The organism is Streptomyces sp. NPDC015131, assembly GCF_043079975.1.
Lineage (GTDB): Bacteria > Actinomycetota > Actinomycetes > Streptomycetales > Streptomycetaceae > Streptomyces.
The window spans coordinates 1,251,888-1,266,943 of record NZ_JBIBVB010000001.1; the positions used below are offsets into that span (position 1 = coordinate 1,251,888).

Here is a 15,056-nt window from a genome sequence, read left to right on the forward strand (position 1 = left end):
TCAATACAACGGGAGTTGACATGAAGACCTGGCGGAACGCCTCGCTCGCGCTGTCCGCGGCGGCCGTGCTCGCGCTGACGACGGCGTGCGGTCAGGAGAAGGGCGGCCAGGCTCCCGCCGGTTCGGTCGGCGCCGCCGCCCCGGCGGGCGCCCCCGCGGAGAACGGCGCCGGCTACGGCTCGGGCACCGGCTACGGGTCGGGTGCCGGCTCCGGGAGTCAGGAGGCCGCCGCGGCCAAGCCGGCCGGGCAGCTCGCCGTGTGGGACAGCAAGGAACTGGGCAAGGTCGTCACCGACAGCGAGGGCCTCACGCTGTACCGCTTCGACAAGGACACCCCCGAGCCGCCCAAGTCCAACTGCGAGGGCGACTGCGCCAAGGCGTGGCCCGTGGTGACCGCCGACGGCGCGAAGCCCCCGGCCGGGGTCGACGCCTCCCTGATGGGCGAGGTGACCCGGGCGGACGGCACCAAGCAACTCACCATCGACGGCTGGCCGATGTACCGGTACGCCAAGGACACCAAGCCCGGCGACACCAACGGCCAGGGCGTGGGCGGCACCTGGTTCGCCGCCGCCCCGGACGGCAAGAAGGCGGCCCTCGCGGGCGGCGGCTCCGCCGAGGGCGAGGGCGCCGCCGAGGACGAGGGCGAGGCCGAGCCCGCCGGGGAGGCCGGCGCCGGGGACGGCGGCGAGGACGCGAGCGCCCCCGCCGACCTGGCCGGCCTGTCGGTCCGCAAGGACCCCAAGCTCGGCGAGATCGTGGTGGACAAGAACGGCATGACGGTCTACCGCTTCGAGAAGGACTCGGCGTGGCCCATGAAGACCGCCTGCACCGGCGAGTGCCTGGAGAAGTGGCCGGTCGTCGCGCCCGTCGACAAGAACGACACCGAGGGCATCAACCTCAAGGGCTACACCGTCTTCAACCGCCCCGACGGCATCAAGCAGCAGACCATCGACTGCTGGCCCCTCTACACCTTCGCCGGCGACAAGAAGCCCGGCGACACCAACGGTCAGGGCGTGGGCGGCACCTGGTTCGCCATCTCGCCCGCCGGAAAGATGGTCGGGGCGGCCAAGTAACGTCCCCCCTCGGGCGCCCCGACCCGGGAGCCGGGCCCCCACCGGCCCGCCCTCCCCGCCGGCCCGCCGGTCCACGCCCCCCGCGTGGCCGGCGGGCCGGTCGTCCGCGTACCGGGGGCCCCGCCCGTACCGCTCCCGGGGCCGTGTTGTAAGGTGCCCCAGCACCGGACCGGCCCCACCCCGCCGCACCCTCCCGGACCCCTGCCGTCACCCACACCCGCGGCGAACAGGGCGCCGGTTCCCGGCAGTCGGGCCACCCGCCCGCCCGGGCCGCATGTGCCGACGGCCCATGCCGGGACATGTGACCAAGAACGGATCGATAATTTCCGTTTCCTCTCGCCCTCCCGGCGGGCGATCAGTAGCCTCGGCTCGAACACTGGCCATGAACATGGCCGCATCCCGTGGCGACTTGTTGGAGACATCGATGGAGCGTCCCGCCTGGGCCCCGCCGGGCATCGACATTTCGGTGCCGAGCGTGTCCCGCATCTACGACTTCTACCTGGGCGGCTCGCACAACTTCGAAGTGGACCGGCAAGCGGCGCGCAGGGCCATGGAGTTCCTGCCGGGCCTGCCCAAGATCATGCAGGCCAACCGGGCGTTCATGCGCCGGGCGGTGCGCCACGCCGTGGACGAGGGCGTCACCCAGTTCCTCGACATCGGCTCCGGGATCCCCACCTTCGGCAACGTCCACGAGGTCGCCCGGGCGGCCTGCCCCGACGCCCGTGTGGTGTACGTCGACCACGACCCCGTGGCGGTCGCGCACAGCGAGGCCGTGCTGGAGGGCGACGAGCTGACCGGTGTCGTCTCCGCCGACCTGCGCAAGCCGCAGGACATCCTCACCTCGCCCACCACGACCGCCCTGCTCGACCTCGGCAAGCCGGTCGCCCTCCTCCTCGTCGCCGTCCTGCACTTCCTCCCCGACGACGACGAACCCCACCGGGCGCTCGCCGAGCTGCGCGACGCCCTCGCGCCCGGCAGCCTCCTGGTCCTCACCCACGCCTCGTACGAGGGCATCCCGCTGCCCCAGGAGCGGGCCAGCGGCACCGTCGGCGTCTACAACGACATCCGCAGCCCGCTGATCATGCGCACCCGCGACGAGGTGACGCGCTTCTTCGACGGCTTCGAGATCGTCGAACCGGGGCTGGTCGCCATGCCGGAGTGGCGGCCCGAGAACCCGGTCGACCAGGAGGATCCATACGCCTTCTCGGGCTTCGCAGGGGTGGGGCGCAAGGCGTGAGCATGCCGGCGCGGGCCCCCGGTCCCCAGGTGGAACCGGACGGCCCCGAAGACAGACTCCAGCGGTTCGCGACGATCTGGAGCCGGGCCGTCTTCCCCGTCACGGCCACGTCGCTGACGCGCCCGGAGATAGAGCGGCACCTCCTGCCGCTCGCCCGGGCCCTGAGCGACGCCCTGCACGCCCGCCCCTTCGACGCGGCGCCCGCGCACCGCGTGGGCGCCGCGCTGGTGGCCGCCCACTGCACCGACCCCGACGCCCTCAGCCGCACCCTCGGGGTCGTCGACTCCTACCTGGTGCTGTACTGCGGCGGCGACGGGGAGGGCGCCGCCGCGGAGGAGCTGCGCGCCCGCTGCGCCCGGCTCCAGCACGCCCTGGCGGCCGGTTTCGCCCAGGCGCTGCGCGAGCGCACCCTCGCCGAGCAGGAGGCCATCGCCCGCTCCGCCCTCGCCGCCCGCAGCTTCGCCGAGCAGGCCCTGCACGCCACGGAGGCCCGCTTCCGCGCCGTCTTCGAGGGCGCCGCCCTCGGCATCGGCATCGCCGACCTGGACGGCAACATCCTGGAGGTCAACGGGGCCCTCACCCGGATGTTCGGCGGCCTGGAGCACCATGTGCGCGGCCGGAGGGTCAGCGAGTGGGTCCACCCGGAGGACGCCCCGCACGTCTGGAAGCTCTACGCGGAACTGGTGCGCGGCGAACGGGACGACTTCCGGGTGGAGAAGCCCTTCTACCGGGGCGACGGCACCGTGCTCTGGACCAATCTGACGGTCTCCCTGCTGCGGGACGCCGAGGGCCGCCCGCAGTACCAGCTCGCCCTGATCGAGGACACCACCGAGCGCCGGCTGCTCAACCTGCGGCTGCGCTACGAGGCGACGCACGACGCGCTGACCGGGCTGCCCAACCGGACGCTGTTCTTCGAGCGGCTCGACAAGGTCCTCTCGGCGGGCGACGGCACCCGCTTCGGCCTCTGCTACCTGGACCTGGACGGCTTCAAGGCCATCAACGACAGCCTCGGCCACGCGGCCGGCGACCGGCTGCTGGTGGAGGTCGCCGACCGGCTGCAGTCCGTCGCCACCCGGCCGGGCGAGATGGTCGCCCGGCTGGGCGGGGACGAGTTCGTGGCGCTCACCACCGGCACCGGCACCGAGGAGCAGGCCGACGAGCTGGCCCACCGCATCCTCGCCGCCCTGGCCACCCCTGTACGGCTGGACGGCCGCGAGCTGACCGTGCGCGGCAGCGTCGGCGTCGTCGAGGGCCCCTCCGGCGAACGCGGCCCGGCCGATGTGCTGCGCAGCGCCGACATCACCATGTACCGGGCCAAGTCGGCGGGCGGGAACCGCTTCGAGCGGGCCGACCCGGAGGCCGACGCCCGCGCCATCACCCGGCACGGCCTGACCACGGCGCTGCCCGCCGCCCTGGACCGGGGCGAGTTCTTCATCGAGTACCAGCCCCTGGTCCACCTCGGCGACGGCAGTGTGCACGGCGCCGAGGCGCTGGTGCGCTGGTGCCACCCGCAGCACGGGGTGCTGGGGCCCGACCGGTTCATCCCGCTCGCCGAGCACACCGGGCTGATCGTCCCGCTGGGCCGCTGGGTGCTCCAGGAGGCCGTACGCCAGGCCCGGTTCTGGAACCGCAACCACGCCGACGGCGGGCCGCTGCGCATCAACGTCAACCTGTCGCCGACCCAGCTGCACCACCCGAACCTGGTCGCCGACACCGTCGACGTCCTCGAACGCTCCGGGCTCGACCCCGGCGCCCTCTGCCTGGAGGTCACCGAGTCCGCGCTGATCGGCGCCGACGAGGACCTGCTCAAGCCGCTGCGCCAGCTGGCGGAGATGGGCGTGGACATAGCCCTGGACGACTTCGGCACCGGCTACTCCAACCTGGCCAACCTGCGCCGGCTCCCGGTCAGCGTGCTGAAGCTGGACCGCTCCTTCACCCAGAGCATGCAGCAGCACCCGGTCGACCCGGTGGACCTGAAGATCGTCGAGGGGATCGTCTCGCTGGCCCACAGCCTGGAGCTCGCCGTGACCGTGGAGGGCGTCGAGACCGGCGCCCAGGCCGAGCAGCTGCGCGAGCTGGGCTGCGACACCGCCCAGGGCTGGTACTACGCCCGCCCCGGCGCCCCCGACCGCATCCACTCCCTGGTGCTGGCCGACGCGGTGTAGCCGCGTGCGGCACGAGCGAGGGTCCCGTCCGGGCCGGTGGGCGGCCCCGGGTCAGGCCGCCGGGCCGGCCGGGTGCGCGCCGTCCGGCCGGCGCGCCAGCAGCAGCCGCTGCAGCTCCCGCGCCGCCCTCGGGGGCGCCACGTCGCTGCGGTGGGCCAGGCCGATCGTGCGGCGCAGCCCGGGGCGGGCGAGGGCGGTGACCCGCAGGTCGCGGCCCGCGTGCGCGGCGACCATCGCGGGCACCACCGCCATGCCCAGACCCGCCCGTACGAAGCCGAGCACCGCGTCCATCTCGCCGCCCTCCACCGTGAACGACGGCTCGAAGCCCTCCGCCCGGCACGCCGCCACCGTCAGCTCCCGCAGGTCGTAGCCGTGCCGGAACATCACCAGCGGCTCGCCCTCCAGGTCGGCGATCCGCACCGGCCGCCGGGGCGCCGGCGCCGCCGCCGAAGAGACCACCACCAGGTCCTCGTGGAGCAGCTCGACGGTGGTGAGCGCCGGTGACGGGGTCGGCAGCGGCAGGACCACCAGGGCGAGGTCCAGCGCCCCGCGCGCCAGCTCGCGCACCAGGTCCAGCGAGCCGCTCTCCTCGATCAGCAGCCGCACCCCCGGGTGCAGGTCGTGGAAGGCGCGCAGCACCTCGGGCAGCAGCCCGGTGCACAGGCTGGGCGTCGCCCCCAGCCGCACCCGGCCGCGCCGCAGCTGGGCCAGCTCCTGCACCTCGTGGCGCGCGGTGTCGGCGTCGGCGAGGATGCGGCGGGCCAGTGGCAGCAGGGCCTCGCCCGCGTCGGTGAGCGCGATGTTGCCCCGGGCCCGGCTGAACAGCTCGGCGCCCAGCTCCTTCTCCAGCGCCCGCACCTGCTGGGACAGCGACGGCTGGGAGACGTGGACGCGCTCGGCGGCCCGGGTGAAGTGCCGGGTCTCGGCCACCGCCACGAAGTAGACCAGCTGCTGGAACTGCATGCCGCCAGCCTACGCCTCCATAGATCCTTCCTATGGAGATCAGCCGGACCATGTCTTGGACCTCTGGCCGGGTGGGCGCCTAGCGTCGGTGCCATGGCTCTGGCAACGCGGACGGATCGGAAGCCGTCCCTCCCGCGCACCTTCTGGCGCTCGACCGTCGGCAAGAAGACGGTGATGGCCGTCAGCGGCCTCATCATGATCGCCTACCTCGTCGCGCATGTGATGGGCAACCTGAAGGTCTTCTTCGGCCCCGGCGAGTTCAACGCCTACGGCCACTGGCTGCGCACCATGGGCGAACCGGTCCTGCACCACGAGTGGGGCCTGTGGATCGCCCGCGTGGTGCTGCTGACCGCCGTGATCGCCCACGCCGTCTCCGCGTACCAGCTCAGCCGGCGCGACATCAGGGCCCGGCCCACCCCGTACGTGCACAGGCGGCGCCGCGCGAGCTACGCGACCCGCACCATGCGCTGGGGCGGGGTGATCGTCGCCCTGTTCATCGTCTGGCACATCCTGGACCTGACCACGCTGACCGTGAACCCGAACGCCCAGCCCGGCCACCCCTACGAGAACGTGGTGGCGACCTTCTCGACCTGGTACGGCAACGTCATCTACATCGTCGCCATGCTGGCCGTCGGGCTGCACATCCGGCACGGCTTCTGGTCCGCCGCCCAGACCCTCGGCGCCGGCAGCGCCGCCCGGGACCGGGCCCTCAAGGCCGTGGCCAACCTCCTCGCGCTCGTGCTGACCGCGGGCTTCATCGCCGTACCCGTCGCCGTCATGACCGGAGTGGTGAGCTGACATGAGCTATCAGGACTACGAGACCGGCGCACCGCTCGCCGACACCAAGGCGCCCGGCGGGCCGATCGCCGAACGCTGGGACACCCGCCGCTTCGAGGCGAAGCTGGTCAACCCCGCCAACCGCCGCAAGCACACGGTCATCGTCGTGGGCACCGGCCTCGCGGGCGGCTCCGCCGGAGCGACCCTCGCCGAACAGGGCTACCACGTCGTCCAGTTCTGCTACCAGGACTCCCCGCGCCGCGCCCACTCCATCGCCGCCCAGGGCGGCATCAACGCCGCCAAGAACTACCGCAACGACGGCGACTCCATCCACCGGCTGTTCTACGACACCGTCAAGGGTGGCGACTTCCGCGCCCGCGAGTCCAACGTCCACCGGCTCGCCCAGATCTCCGTGGAGATCATCGACCAGTGCGTCGCCCAGGGCGTCCCCTTCGCCCGCGAGTACGGGGGTCTCCTCGACACCCGGTCCTTCGGCGGCGTCCAGGTCTCCCGCACCTTCTACGCGCGCGGCCAGACGGGCCAGCAGCTCCTGCTGGGCGCCTACCAGGCGCTGTCCCGGCAGATCGCGGCCGGCAACGTCGAGCTGCACGCCCGCACCGAGATGCTGGACCTGATCGTCGTGGACGGGCGGGCGCGCGGCATCGTCGCCCGCGACCTCGTCACCGGGCGGATCTCCACCCACTTCGCGGACGCGGTGGTCCTCGCCTCCGGGGGGTACGGCAACATCTTCTACCTGTCGACCAACGCCATGAACTCCAACGCCACCGCCGTGTGGCGGGCGCACCGGCGCGGCGCGTACTTCGCCAACCCCTGCTTCACCCAGATCCACCCCACCTGCATCCCGCGCACCGGCGACCACCAGTCCAAGCTGACGCTGATGAGCGAGTCGCTGCGCAACGACGGCCGCATCTGGGTGCCGAAGGCGCGGGGCGACCGGCGGCCCGCCCACGAGATCCCCGAGGACGAGCGCGACTACTACCTGGAGCGCATCTACCCGTCCTTCGGCAACCTGGTGCCGCGGGACATCGCCTCCCGCGCCGCCAAGAACGTCTGCGACGAGGGCCGCGGCGTCGGCCCCGGCGGGCAGGGCGTCTACCTGGACTTCGCCGACGCGATCCGCCGGATGGGACGGAAGGCCGTCGAGGCCAGGTACGGCAACCTCTTCGACATGTACCAGCGGATCACCGACGAGGATCCGTACGAGGTGCCCATGCGGATCTACCCCGCCGTGCACTACACGATGGGCGGCCTGTGGGTCGACTACGACCTCCAGACCACCGTGCCCGGTCTCTTCGCCATCGGCGAGGCCAACTTCTCCGACCACGGCGCCAACCGCCTCGGCGCGTCCGCGCTGATGCAGGGCCTGGCCGACGGCTACTTCGTCCTGCCCTCCACCATCAACGACTACCTCGCCCGCCACCCGCACACCGAGCCCGTCGGCGACGACCACGCCGCCGTGCGCGAGGCGGTCGCCGAGACCGGTGACCGGCTCGCCCGGCTGCTGGCCGTCGACGGCGACCGCACCCCCGACTCCTTCCACCGCGAGGTGGGCGAGCTGATGTGGGAGTACTGCGGCATGGCCCGTACCGCCGGCGGGCTGCGCAAGGCCCTCGACCGGCTGCCGCAGATCCGCCAGGAGTTCTGGCGGCGGATCAAAGTGCCGGGCACGGGGGAGGAGTTCAACCAGTCGCTGGAGAAGGCCAACCGCGTCGTCGACTACCTGGAGCTGGCCGAGCTGATGTGCCTCGACGCCCTGCACCGCTCCGAGTCGTGCGGCGGCCACTTCCGCGAGGAGTCCCAGACCCCGGACGGCGAGGCCGCCCGCAGGGACGAGGAGTTCGGCTACGCCGCCGCCTGGGAGTTCACGGGCACCGGCGACGCCCCCGTCCTGCACAAGGAAGACCTCGTCTTCGAGTACGTCCACCCCACCCAGCGGAGCTACGCATGAGGCTCACCCTGCGCGTCTGGCGCCAGAAGAACGCCGGGGCACCCGGCGGCATGGCCACCTACGAGGTGGACGGCATCTCCCGGGACATGTCCTTCCTGGAGATGCTCGACACCCTCAACGAGGAGCTGATCCTCCGGGGCGAGGACCCGGTCGCCTTCGACCACGACTGCCGGGAGGGGATCTGCGGGGCCTGCTCGCTCGTCATCAACGGCGACGCGCACGGGCCGGAGCGGACCACCACCTGCCAGCTGCACATGCGGGCGTTCGAGGACGGCGACACCATCGACATCGAGCCCTGGCGGGCCGCCGCCTTCCCGGTCGTCAAGGACCTGGTGGTGGACCGCTCGGCCTTCGACCGGATCATCCAGGCGGGCGGCTACATCAGCGCCCCGACCGGCTCGGCGCCCGAGGCGCACGCCACGCCCGTGCCCAAGGCGGACGCCGACTTCGCCTTCGAGCACGCCGAGTGCATCGGCTGCGGCGCCTGTGTGGCCGCCTGCCCCAACGGCTCGGCCATGCTCTTCACCTCGGCGAAGGTGAACCACCTCAATGTGCTGCCGCAGGGCGCGCCGGAGCGCGAGACCCGGGTGCTGGACATGGTCCGCGTCATGGACGAGGAGGGGTTCGGCGGCTGCACGCTCACCGGCGAGTGCGCCACCGCGTGCCCCAAGGGCATCCCGCTGCCGTCGATCTCCGCCATGAACAAGGAGTGGCTGCGGGCCAATCGCAAGGCGCCGCGCCGCGGCTGAATCCGGACAGTCTTCGGCGGCGCACCACGCGTGATCACCGCCACCTTCGGCGCCCCGGCGCGGAAGAATCTTCGTGGAATCCTTATGATCTCCGGAAGATTTCCGCTCCGGGGCGTCTTTGTGTCGGTCAACAGGAAGATCACCTCCGGTTCAACCCTGCACTAAAAATGGCGAGTTGCCCGGAACACATCCTCTCCTCACTTACGGAATTCACGGCTCCGAAATGGTCCGGGTAGTCATGGGCCCCGCCGGGGACGCCGACCACGTCCCCGGCGGCGACCAGACCACCACCGCACAGGGGGACCTCTGCCATGTCCACACTCAACCGCCGCCACGCCCTGGGCCTCGCGGCCTCGGCCGCCGCGGGCCTCGCCGCCGGACGCGCCCTGACCGGCACCGACCGGGCCGTCGCCGCGCCCGCTCCCCGCGCCACCGGACCCGCGCCGTTCGACGAGACCTACCTCGGCCGCCGTATACAGGGCCGGCCCACCGGCCACGGCGGGCACGGCACCGGGCACGGCGGGCACGGCACCGGACACGAGGGGCACGGCGCCGGCTACACCGTCCACATCGACGGCGAGGAACTCCACCTCATGCGCAACGCCGACGGCACCTGGATCAGCGTCATCACCCACTACGAGCCGCTCGACACGCCCCACGCCACCGCCCGGGCCGCCGTCCGCGCACTCCAGGGCGCCACGCTCGTCCCCCTCGCCACCGCCTGACCCGCCACCACCTCCGGAGCAGCGCCACCATGACCGTACGCAAGAACCAGGCCCAGCTGACCGCCACCGAGAAGCGGCAGTTCACCGACGCCGTGCTCGAACTCAAGCGCACCGGCCAGTACGACACCTTCGTCACCACGCACAACAGCTTCATCATGAGCGACACCGACAACGGCGACCGGGTCGGCCACCGCTCCCCGTCCTTCCTGCCCTGGCACCGGCAGTTTCTCCTCCGGTTCGAGCGCGCCCTCCAGGCCGTCGACCCGGCCGTCGCCCTGCCCTACTGGGACTGGACCGCCGACCGCACCCCCGGCGCCTCCCTCTGGGCGCCCGACTTCCTCGGCGGCACCGGCCGCACCCGCGACGGCCAGGTCATGGACGGCCCCTTCGCCCGCAGCGGCAACCGCTGGACGGTCTCCGTGCGCGTCGACGGCCGCGACTTCCTGCGCCGCACCCTCGGCGCCGGGGGCCGCCCGCTGCCCACCCGGGCCGAGGTCGACGCGGTCCTCGCCCTCGACACCTACGACACCCCGCCCTGGAACAGCGCCTCCGACGGCTTCCGCAACCACCTCGAAGGCTGGCGCGGCGCCAACCTCCACAACCGCGTCCACGTCTGGGTCGGCGGCCACATGGCCACCGGAGCCTCCCCCAACGACCCCGTCTTCTGGCTGCACCACGCCTTCATCGACAAGCTGTGGGCCGACTGGCAGGCCCGCCACCCGGGCTCCGCCTACCTCCCCGCCGCCGGCACGCCCAACGTGGTCGACCTGCACGACACCATGCGCCCGTGGAACGACGTCACCCCGGCCGACATGCTCGACCACACCGCCCACTACACCTACGACACGGCGGCCTGACGCCCCAGCACCGCCGCGAGGTACGGCGCGGTGCGGCTGCCCGCCGCACCCGCCACCACGGCCGGGGGACCCGCGGCGACGACACGCCCGCCCGCGTCACCGCCCCCCGGCCCCAGGTCGACCACCCAGTCCGCGCCCGCCACCACATCCATGTCGTGCTCCACCACCACGACCGTGTGCCCGGCGTCCACCAGACCGTGCAACTGCCGCATCAGCACCTCGACATCGGCCGGGTGCAGGCCCGTCGTCGGCTCGTCCAGCACGTACAGGGTGTGCCCCCGGCGCGGCCGCTGGAGCTCCGCGGCCAGCTTGATCCGCTGCGCCTCGCCGCCCGACAGCTCCGTCGCCGGCTGCCCCAGCCGCAGATACCCGAGCCCCACGTCCAGCAGCGCGGCAAGGCTCCGCGCGGCGGCCGGCGTCCCGGCGAAGAACTCCGCCGCCGCCTCCACCGTCAGGTCCAGCACCTCGGCGATGCTCCGGCCCCGGTACCGCACCTCCAGCGTCTCCGCGCGGTAGCGGGCCCCACCGCAGTCGGGACAGGGGGCGTACGCCGAGGGGAGGAACAGCAGCTCCACCGAGACGAACCCCTCGCCCTGGCACGTCTCGCACCGCCCGCCCGCCACATTGAACGAGAACCGCCCCGCCCGGTAGCCCCGCGCCCGCGCCTCCTCCGTCCCCGCGAACAGCTTGCGCACCACGTCGAACAGACCCGTGTACGTCGCCAGGTTCGAGCGCGGGGTCCGGCCGATCGGCCGCTGATCGACCGTCACCAGCCTTCGCACACCCGGCAGTTCCTCCGACAGCTCGCCCACCAGGGTCGACTTGCCCGACCCGGACACCCCCGTCACCGCCGTGAGGACGCCCAGCGGCAGCTCCGCCTCCAGGGCCCGCAGATTGTGCCGGGTCACCGGACCCAGCCGCAGCCGGCCCGACGGCTCGCGCACCCGCCGCGCGGGCACCGGCCCCCGGTCGAACAGGAACCGGCGCGTCGCCGACTCCGCGACCCCGCGCAGACCCTCCGGCGGGCCGGAGTGCAGCACCCGCCCGCCGTGCTCACCCGCGCGGGGGCCCACGTCCACCAGCCAGTCCGCGTGCCGCACCACACCCAGATGGTGCTCCACCACGAACACCGAGTTGCCGGCCGCCTTCAGCCGGTCCAGCACCACGAGCAGCGCCTCCGCGTCCGCCGGGTGCAGACCGGCCGAGGGCTCGTCCAGCACGTACACCACCCCGAACAGCCCCGCGCGCAACTGGGTGGCCAGCCGCAGCCGTTGCAGCTCGCCCGCCGACAGCGTCGGGGTGGCCCGGTCCAGGCTCAGATACCCGAGCCCCAGCTCCGTCACCGTGGAGATCCGGGCGCGCAGACCGGCCGTCAGCACCCGCGCGGTCTCCCCGGCCGCCCCGCCCCCGGCCGCCGCGCCACCGCCCTCGTCCAGCACCCCGGCCAGCTCCGTCAGCGGCAGCGCCGCCAGCTCCGCGATCGTCCGGCCCGCGAACGTCACCGCCAGGGACTCCGGCCGCAGCCGGCTCCCGCCGCACACCGCGCACGGCTCACTGGTCAGGAACCGCTCGGCCCTCGCCCGCAGCGCCTGGCTCCTGGAGTCGGCGAACGTGTGCATCACATAGCGCCGCGCGCTCATGTACGTGCCCTGGTACGGGCGCTGGATCCGGCCCGCCTCCCGCACCGGGTGCACCGTGACCACCGGCTGCTCGTCGGTGAAGAGGATCCACTCCCGGTCCTCCGGCGCCAGCTCCCGCCACGGCCGGTCCACGTCGTACCCCAGGGCGTCCAGCACGTCCCGCAGGTTCTTCCCCTGCCACGCGCCCGGCCACGCCGCGATCGCGCCCTCCCGGACCGACAGCCCCGGGTCCGGCACCAGCAGCTCCTCGCTGGTGCCGTGCACCCGCCCCAGCCCCTGGCACCCGGGGCACGCCCCGGCCGCGGTGTTCGGCGAGAAGGCGTCCGAGTCCAGCCGCTCCGCCCCCGGTGGGTAGGTGCCCGCCCGCGAGAACAGCATCCGCAGCGAGTTCGACAGCGTCGTCACCGTACCGACCGAGGACCGCGAACCGGGCGACGACCGGCGCTGCTCCAGCGACACCGCCGGCGGCAGGCCGGTGATCTCCCCGACCTTCGGCGCCCCCACCTGGTGGATCAGCCGCCGGGCGTAGGGCGCGACCGACTCGAAGTAGCGCCGCTGCGCCTCCGCGTAGATCGTGCCGAACGCCAGCGACGACTTCCCCGAACCGGACACCCCGGTGAACACCACCAGCGCGTCCCGGGGGACGTCCACGTCCACCGCCCGCAGATTGTGCTCCCGGGCGCCTCGGACACGGACGTACGGATCATGGTCGTCACGGCCTGACATGCCCGCCAGTCTAGGCGTTTACGCTGGTCAAGCCCGTCAGGCCCGTCAAGCCCGTCAGGCCGGCCCCCGCGTCTCCGGGCGGCGGCGCCAGGCCCACCGCGCGGGCGAGCCGCGCGTACGAGTCCAGCAGCGCCGCGCGGTCGTACGTACTCGTCGTCACCAGCACCTCGTCGGCGCCCGTCTCCTCCACGACCGCCTCCAGCGCGTCCCGCACCTGCTCCTCGGTGCCGTGGACGTGCCCCCGCAGCCCCGAGGCGTAGAACTCGCGCTGCCGGTCCGTCATCGCCAGGCCCTCGATCCGCTCCGGCGGCTCCAGCGGCGGGAACTCGCCACGGGTGCGGGAGTACGCCATCGCCCACGCCTCCGGTACCAGCAGCCGCGCCGCCGCCTCCTCGGTCGCCGCCACCGCGACGGTCCCGGCCACCACGACGTACGGCTCCGCCGACCAGACCGAGGGGCGGAAGTCCGCGCGGTACCGCTCCACCGCGGCCACCACCCTCTCCCGGCTCCGCAGGTCCCCCATCACCAGCGGCAGCCCCGCCGCGGCCGCCACGGCCGCGCCGTCCCCGGTGGCCAGCACGAACGGCGGCACCCGCAGCCCCTCCGCCGGCCGGGCCCGCACCCGCCCGGCCCCCGCGCCCGCCGCGCCCTCCGCCCCCAGGAACCAGCCCAGCAACTCGTCCAGCTGCGCCCCGAAGTCGTCGGCGTCCTCCTTGTCCCGCCCCAGGGCCCGGCGCACCCCGTCGGTGAACCCCACCGAACGGCCCAGCCCCATGTCGATCCGCCCCGGGAACAGCGACTCCAGTACCCCGAACTGCTCGGCCACCACCAGCGGCCGGTGGTTGGGCAGCATCACCCCGCCCGTGCCCACCCGGATCACCCCGGTCGCGGCGGCCACGGCGGCCGCCAGCACCGTGGGGGCCGACCCGGCGACCCCCGGCACGCCGTGGTGCTCCGACACCCAGAAGCGGTGGTAGCCGAGCGCCTCCACGTCCCGCGCGAGGGCGACGGTCGCCCGCAGCGCGGCCGGGCCGTCCTCCCCCTCACGGGTGCGGGAGCGGTCCAGTACGGAGAAGCGCGTCGCGGCGAGCGGAGAAGTCACGCCCTGTTCAACACCGCCGGCCCGGGGAGATTCCCGCGCCGGACCTCCCTACCCTGGAGACCGTGACCCGACAGAGCAGGCCGCTGGCCGTCTTCGACCTGGACAACACCCTGTCCGACACGGCCCACCGGCAGCGGTTCCTGGAGCGCAGGCCGCGCGACTGGGACGCCTTCTTCGCCGCGGCCCCCCACGACCCGCCGCTCGCCACCGGCGTGCGGATGTGCCGGGAGGCGGCCGGGGAGTGCGAGGTCGTCTACCTGACCGGGCGCCCCGAGCGGTGCCGCGAGGACACCGTCGCCTGGCTCGCCGCGCACGGCCTGCCGGACGGGGCGCTCCACATGCGCCGCCCGCAGGACCGGCGCCCGGCCCGGGTGACCAAGCTGGAGATCCTCCGCCGGCTCGCCGCGGGCCGCGAGGTCCGGATGCTCGTGGACGACGACGAGCTGGTGTGCGACGCCGCCGAGCGGGCCGGCTTCCGCGTCGTGCGCGCCCGCTGGGCGGCCCAGTCGCAGGAGCTGGAGCGGGCCCAGGAGCAGCAGGGCCGCACCTGAGCCCCGCCCGCCGGGGCACCCGGGCCTGAGTCCGAGCCACCGGGGCACCCGGATCCGAGTCCGGGCCGCCGGGGCGCCGTGGTGTGCCGTCAGCCGGCCGCGTGGCCCTCCTCCAGCCGGAAGCCCACCTTCATCCCCACCTGGTAGTGGGCGATCCGCCCGTCCTCGATGTGCCCGCGCACCTGCGTCACCTCGAACCAGTCCAGGTTGCGCAGCGTCTCGGCGGCGCGCGCGATGCCGTTGCGGATCGCGGCGTCCACGCCCTCGTGCGAGGTGCCGACAATCTCGGTGACGCGGTAGGTGTGGTGCGACATGGAGGTCTCCTCGTTCGCCCGGCCGTGGCCGCCCGGTGGTACGTCACTCCACGGTGCACCAGCGCGCCGCGCTCCGCACGGCGGCGCGGGGCCGCCCGGGTCACCCCCTTGACCCGCCCGTTGGTCCATACCAAAATCCAGCCAGCACCCCGCGGCGAACCCGTATCGCTTCCCCCCACGTCGGGTCACATCCGTTCCAGGGCTCCGT

Annotated in this window: 13 protein-coding genes; 9 read left to right on the top strand and 4 right to left on the bottom strand. The window is 73.6% G+C overall.

All coding sequences use genetic code 11. From position 1 onward, the window contains the following. The first annotated feature begins 20 nt into the window (after positions 1 to 20). The 3 genes from ACF08D_RS05180 (at position 21) to ACF08D_RS05190 (ending at position 4,475) form a co-directional block, all read left to right on the top strand. A complete protein-coding gene (locus ACF08D_RS05180; RefSeq protein WP_392221134.1) occupies positions 21 to 1,073 on the top strand; it encodes an SCO0930 family lipoprotein in 1,053 nt (350 codons plus the stop codon). Between the two features lie 424 nt (positions 1,074 to 1,497). Next, a complete protein-coding gene (locus tag ACF08D_RS05185) occupies positions 1,498 to 2,310 on the top strand; it encodes an SAM-dependent methyltransferase (RefSeq protein ID WP_392221135.1) in 813 nt (270 codons plus the stop codon). Continuing rightward, a complete protein-coding gene (locus ACF08D_RS05190; RefSeq protein ID WP_392221136.1) occupies positions 2,307 to 4,475 on the top strand; it encodes a putative bifunctional diguanylate cyclase/phosphodiesterase in 2,169 nt (722 codons plus the stop codon). Before ACF08D_RS05185 ends, ACF08D_RS05190 begins: the two co-directional genes overlap by 4 nt. Positions 4,476 to 4,526: 51 nt before the next feature. Here ACF08D_RS05190 and ACF08D_RS05195 read toward each other — a convergent pair whose 3' ends face one another. After that, on the bottom strand, positions 4,527 to 5,438 hold the full coding sequence (locus ACF08D_RS05195) for a LysR family transcriptional regulator (protein WP_392221137.1): 912 nt from the start codon (positions 5,436 to 5,438) through the stop codon (positions 4,527 to 4,529). A 93-nt stretch (positions 5,439 to 5,531) separates the two neighbouring features. Here ACF08D_RS05195 and ACF08D_RS05200 point away from each other — a divergent pair, with 93 nt between their 5' ends. From ACF08D_RS05200 to ACF08D_RS05220, 5 genes are all read left to right on the top strand, one after another. After that, a complete protein-coding gene (locus ACF08D_RS05200; protein ID WP_392221138.1) occupies positions 5,532 to 6,236 on the top strand; it encodes a succinate dehydrogenase in 705 nt (234 codons plus the stop codon). A gap of 1 nt (position 6,237) precedes the next feature. Further along, positions 6,238 to 8,184, top strand: a complete 1,947-nt coding sequence (locus tag ACF08D_RS05205; protein WP_392221139.1) for a fumarate reductase/succinate dehydrogenase flavoprotein subunit — start codon at positions 6,238 to 6,240, stop codon at positions 8,182 to 8,184. After that, entirely contained in the window at positions 8,181 to 8,933 is a 753-nt protein-coding gene (locus tag ACF08D_RS05210) for a succinate dehydrogenase/fumarate reductase iron-sulfur subunit (RefSeq protein ID WP_392221140.1), read from the top strand. Before ACF08D_RS05205 ends, ACF08D_RS05210 begins: the two co-directional genes overlap by 4 nt. A gap of 311 nt (positions 8,934 to 9,244) precedes the next feature. Beyond that, positions 9,245 to 9,658: a tyrosinase cofactor gene (locus ACF08D_RS05215; RefSeq protein WP_392221141.1), complete on the top strand. Its 414-nt coding sequence runs from the start codon at positions 9,245 to 9,247 to the stop codon at positions 9,656 to 9,658. A gap of 29 nt (positions 9,659 to 9,687) precedes the next feature. After that, positions 9,688 to 10,515 carry a tyrosinase family protein gene (locus ACF08D_RS05220; RefSeq protein ID WP_392221142.1) on the top strand — a complete coding sequence of 276 codons (828 nt, stop codon included), beginning with the start codon at positions 9,688 to 9,690 and terminating at the stop codon, positions 10,513 to 10,515. Here the strand turns inward: ACF08D_RS05220 and ACF08D_RS05225 are convergent. Both ACF08D_RS05225 and ACF08D_RS05230 read right to left on the bottom strand, forming a co-directional pair. Continuing rightward, a complete protein-coding gene (locus tag ACF08D_RS05225; RefSeq protein ID WP_392221143.1) occupies positions 10,497 to 12,881 on the bottom strand; it encodes an ATP-binding cassette domain-containing protein in 2,385 nt (794 codons plus the stop codon). The two genes, ACF08D_RS05220 and ACF08D_RS05225, sit on opposite strands and share 19 nt — an antisense overlap. Positions 12,882 to 12,891: 10 nt before the next feature. Then, complete coding sequence (locus ACF08D_RS05230) at positions 12,892 to 13,983, bottom strand: MsnO8 family LLM class oxidoreductase (protein ID WP_392221144.1); 1,092 nt, start codon at positions 13,981 to 13,983, stop codon at positions 12,892 to 12,894. Positions 13,984 to 14,045: 62 nt separating this feature from the next. Between ACF08D_RS05230 and ACF08D_RS05235 the strand changes: the two genes are divergently transcribed. Next, positions 14,046 to 14,534 carry a hypothetical protein gene (locus tag ACF08D_RS05235; protein WP_392221145.1) on the top strand — a complete coding sequence of 163 codons (489 nt, stop codon included), beginning with the start codon at positions 14,046 to 14,048 and terminating at the stop codon, positions 14,532 to 14,534. Between the two features lie 89 nt (positions 14,535 to 14,623). Here the strand turns inward: ACF08D_RS05235 and ACF08D_RS05240 are convergent, their stop codons facing one another. Then, positions 14,624 to 14,848, bottom strand: a complete 225-nt coding sequence (locus tag ACF08D_RS05240) for a dodecin (protein WP_392221146.1) — start codon at positions 14,846 to 14,848, stop codon at positions 14,624 to 14,626. Positions 14,849 to 15,056 lie beyond the last annotated feature (208 nt).

Bases quoted from the DNA above. Each gene is read 5' to 3' on its own strand.
- ACF08D_RS05200 (WP_392221138.1), top strand. From the start codon at position 5,532: ATGGCTCTGGCAACGCGGACGGATCGGAAGCCGTCCCTCCCGCGCACC.
- ACF08D_RS05210 (WP_392221140.1), top strand. From the start codon at position 8,181: ATGAGGCTCACCCTGCGCGTCTGGCGCCAGAAGAACGCCGGGGCACCC.
- ACF08D_RS05180 (WP_392221134.1), top strand. From the start codon at position 21: ATGAAGACCTGGCGGAACGCCTCGCTCGCGCTGTCCGCGGCGGCCGTG.
- ACF08D_RS05205 (WP_392221139.1), top strand. From the start codon at position 6,238: ATGAGCTATCAGGACTACGAGACCGGCGCACCGCTCGCCGACACCAAG.
- ACF08D_RS05225 (WP_392221143.1), bottom strand. From the start codon at position 12,881: ATGTCAGGCCGTGACGACCATGATCCGTACGTCCGTGTCCGAGGCGCC.
- ACF08D_RS05215 (WP_392221141.1), top strand. From the start codon at position 9,245: ATGTCCACACTCAACCGCCGCCACGCCCTGGGCCTCGCGGCCTCGGCC.
- ACF08D_RS05195 (WP_392221137.1), bottom strand. From the start codon at position 5,438: ATGCAGTTCCAGCAGCTGGTCTACTTCGTGGCGGTGGCCGAGACCCGG.
- ACF08D_RS05220 (WP_392221142.1), top strand. From the start codon at position 9,688: ATGACCGTACGCAAGAACCAGGCCCAGCTGACCGCCACCGAGAAGCGG.
- ACF08D_RS05185 (WP_392221135.1), top strand. From the start codon at position 1,498: ATGGAGCGTCCCGCCTGGGCCCCGCCGGGCATCGACATTTCGGTGCCG.
- ACF08D_RS05240 (WP_392221146.1), bottom strand. From the start codon at position 14,848: ATGTCGCACCACACCTACCGCGTCACCGAGATTGTCGGCACCTCGCAC.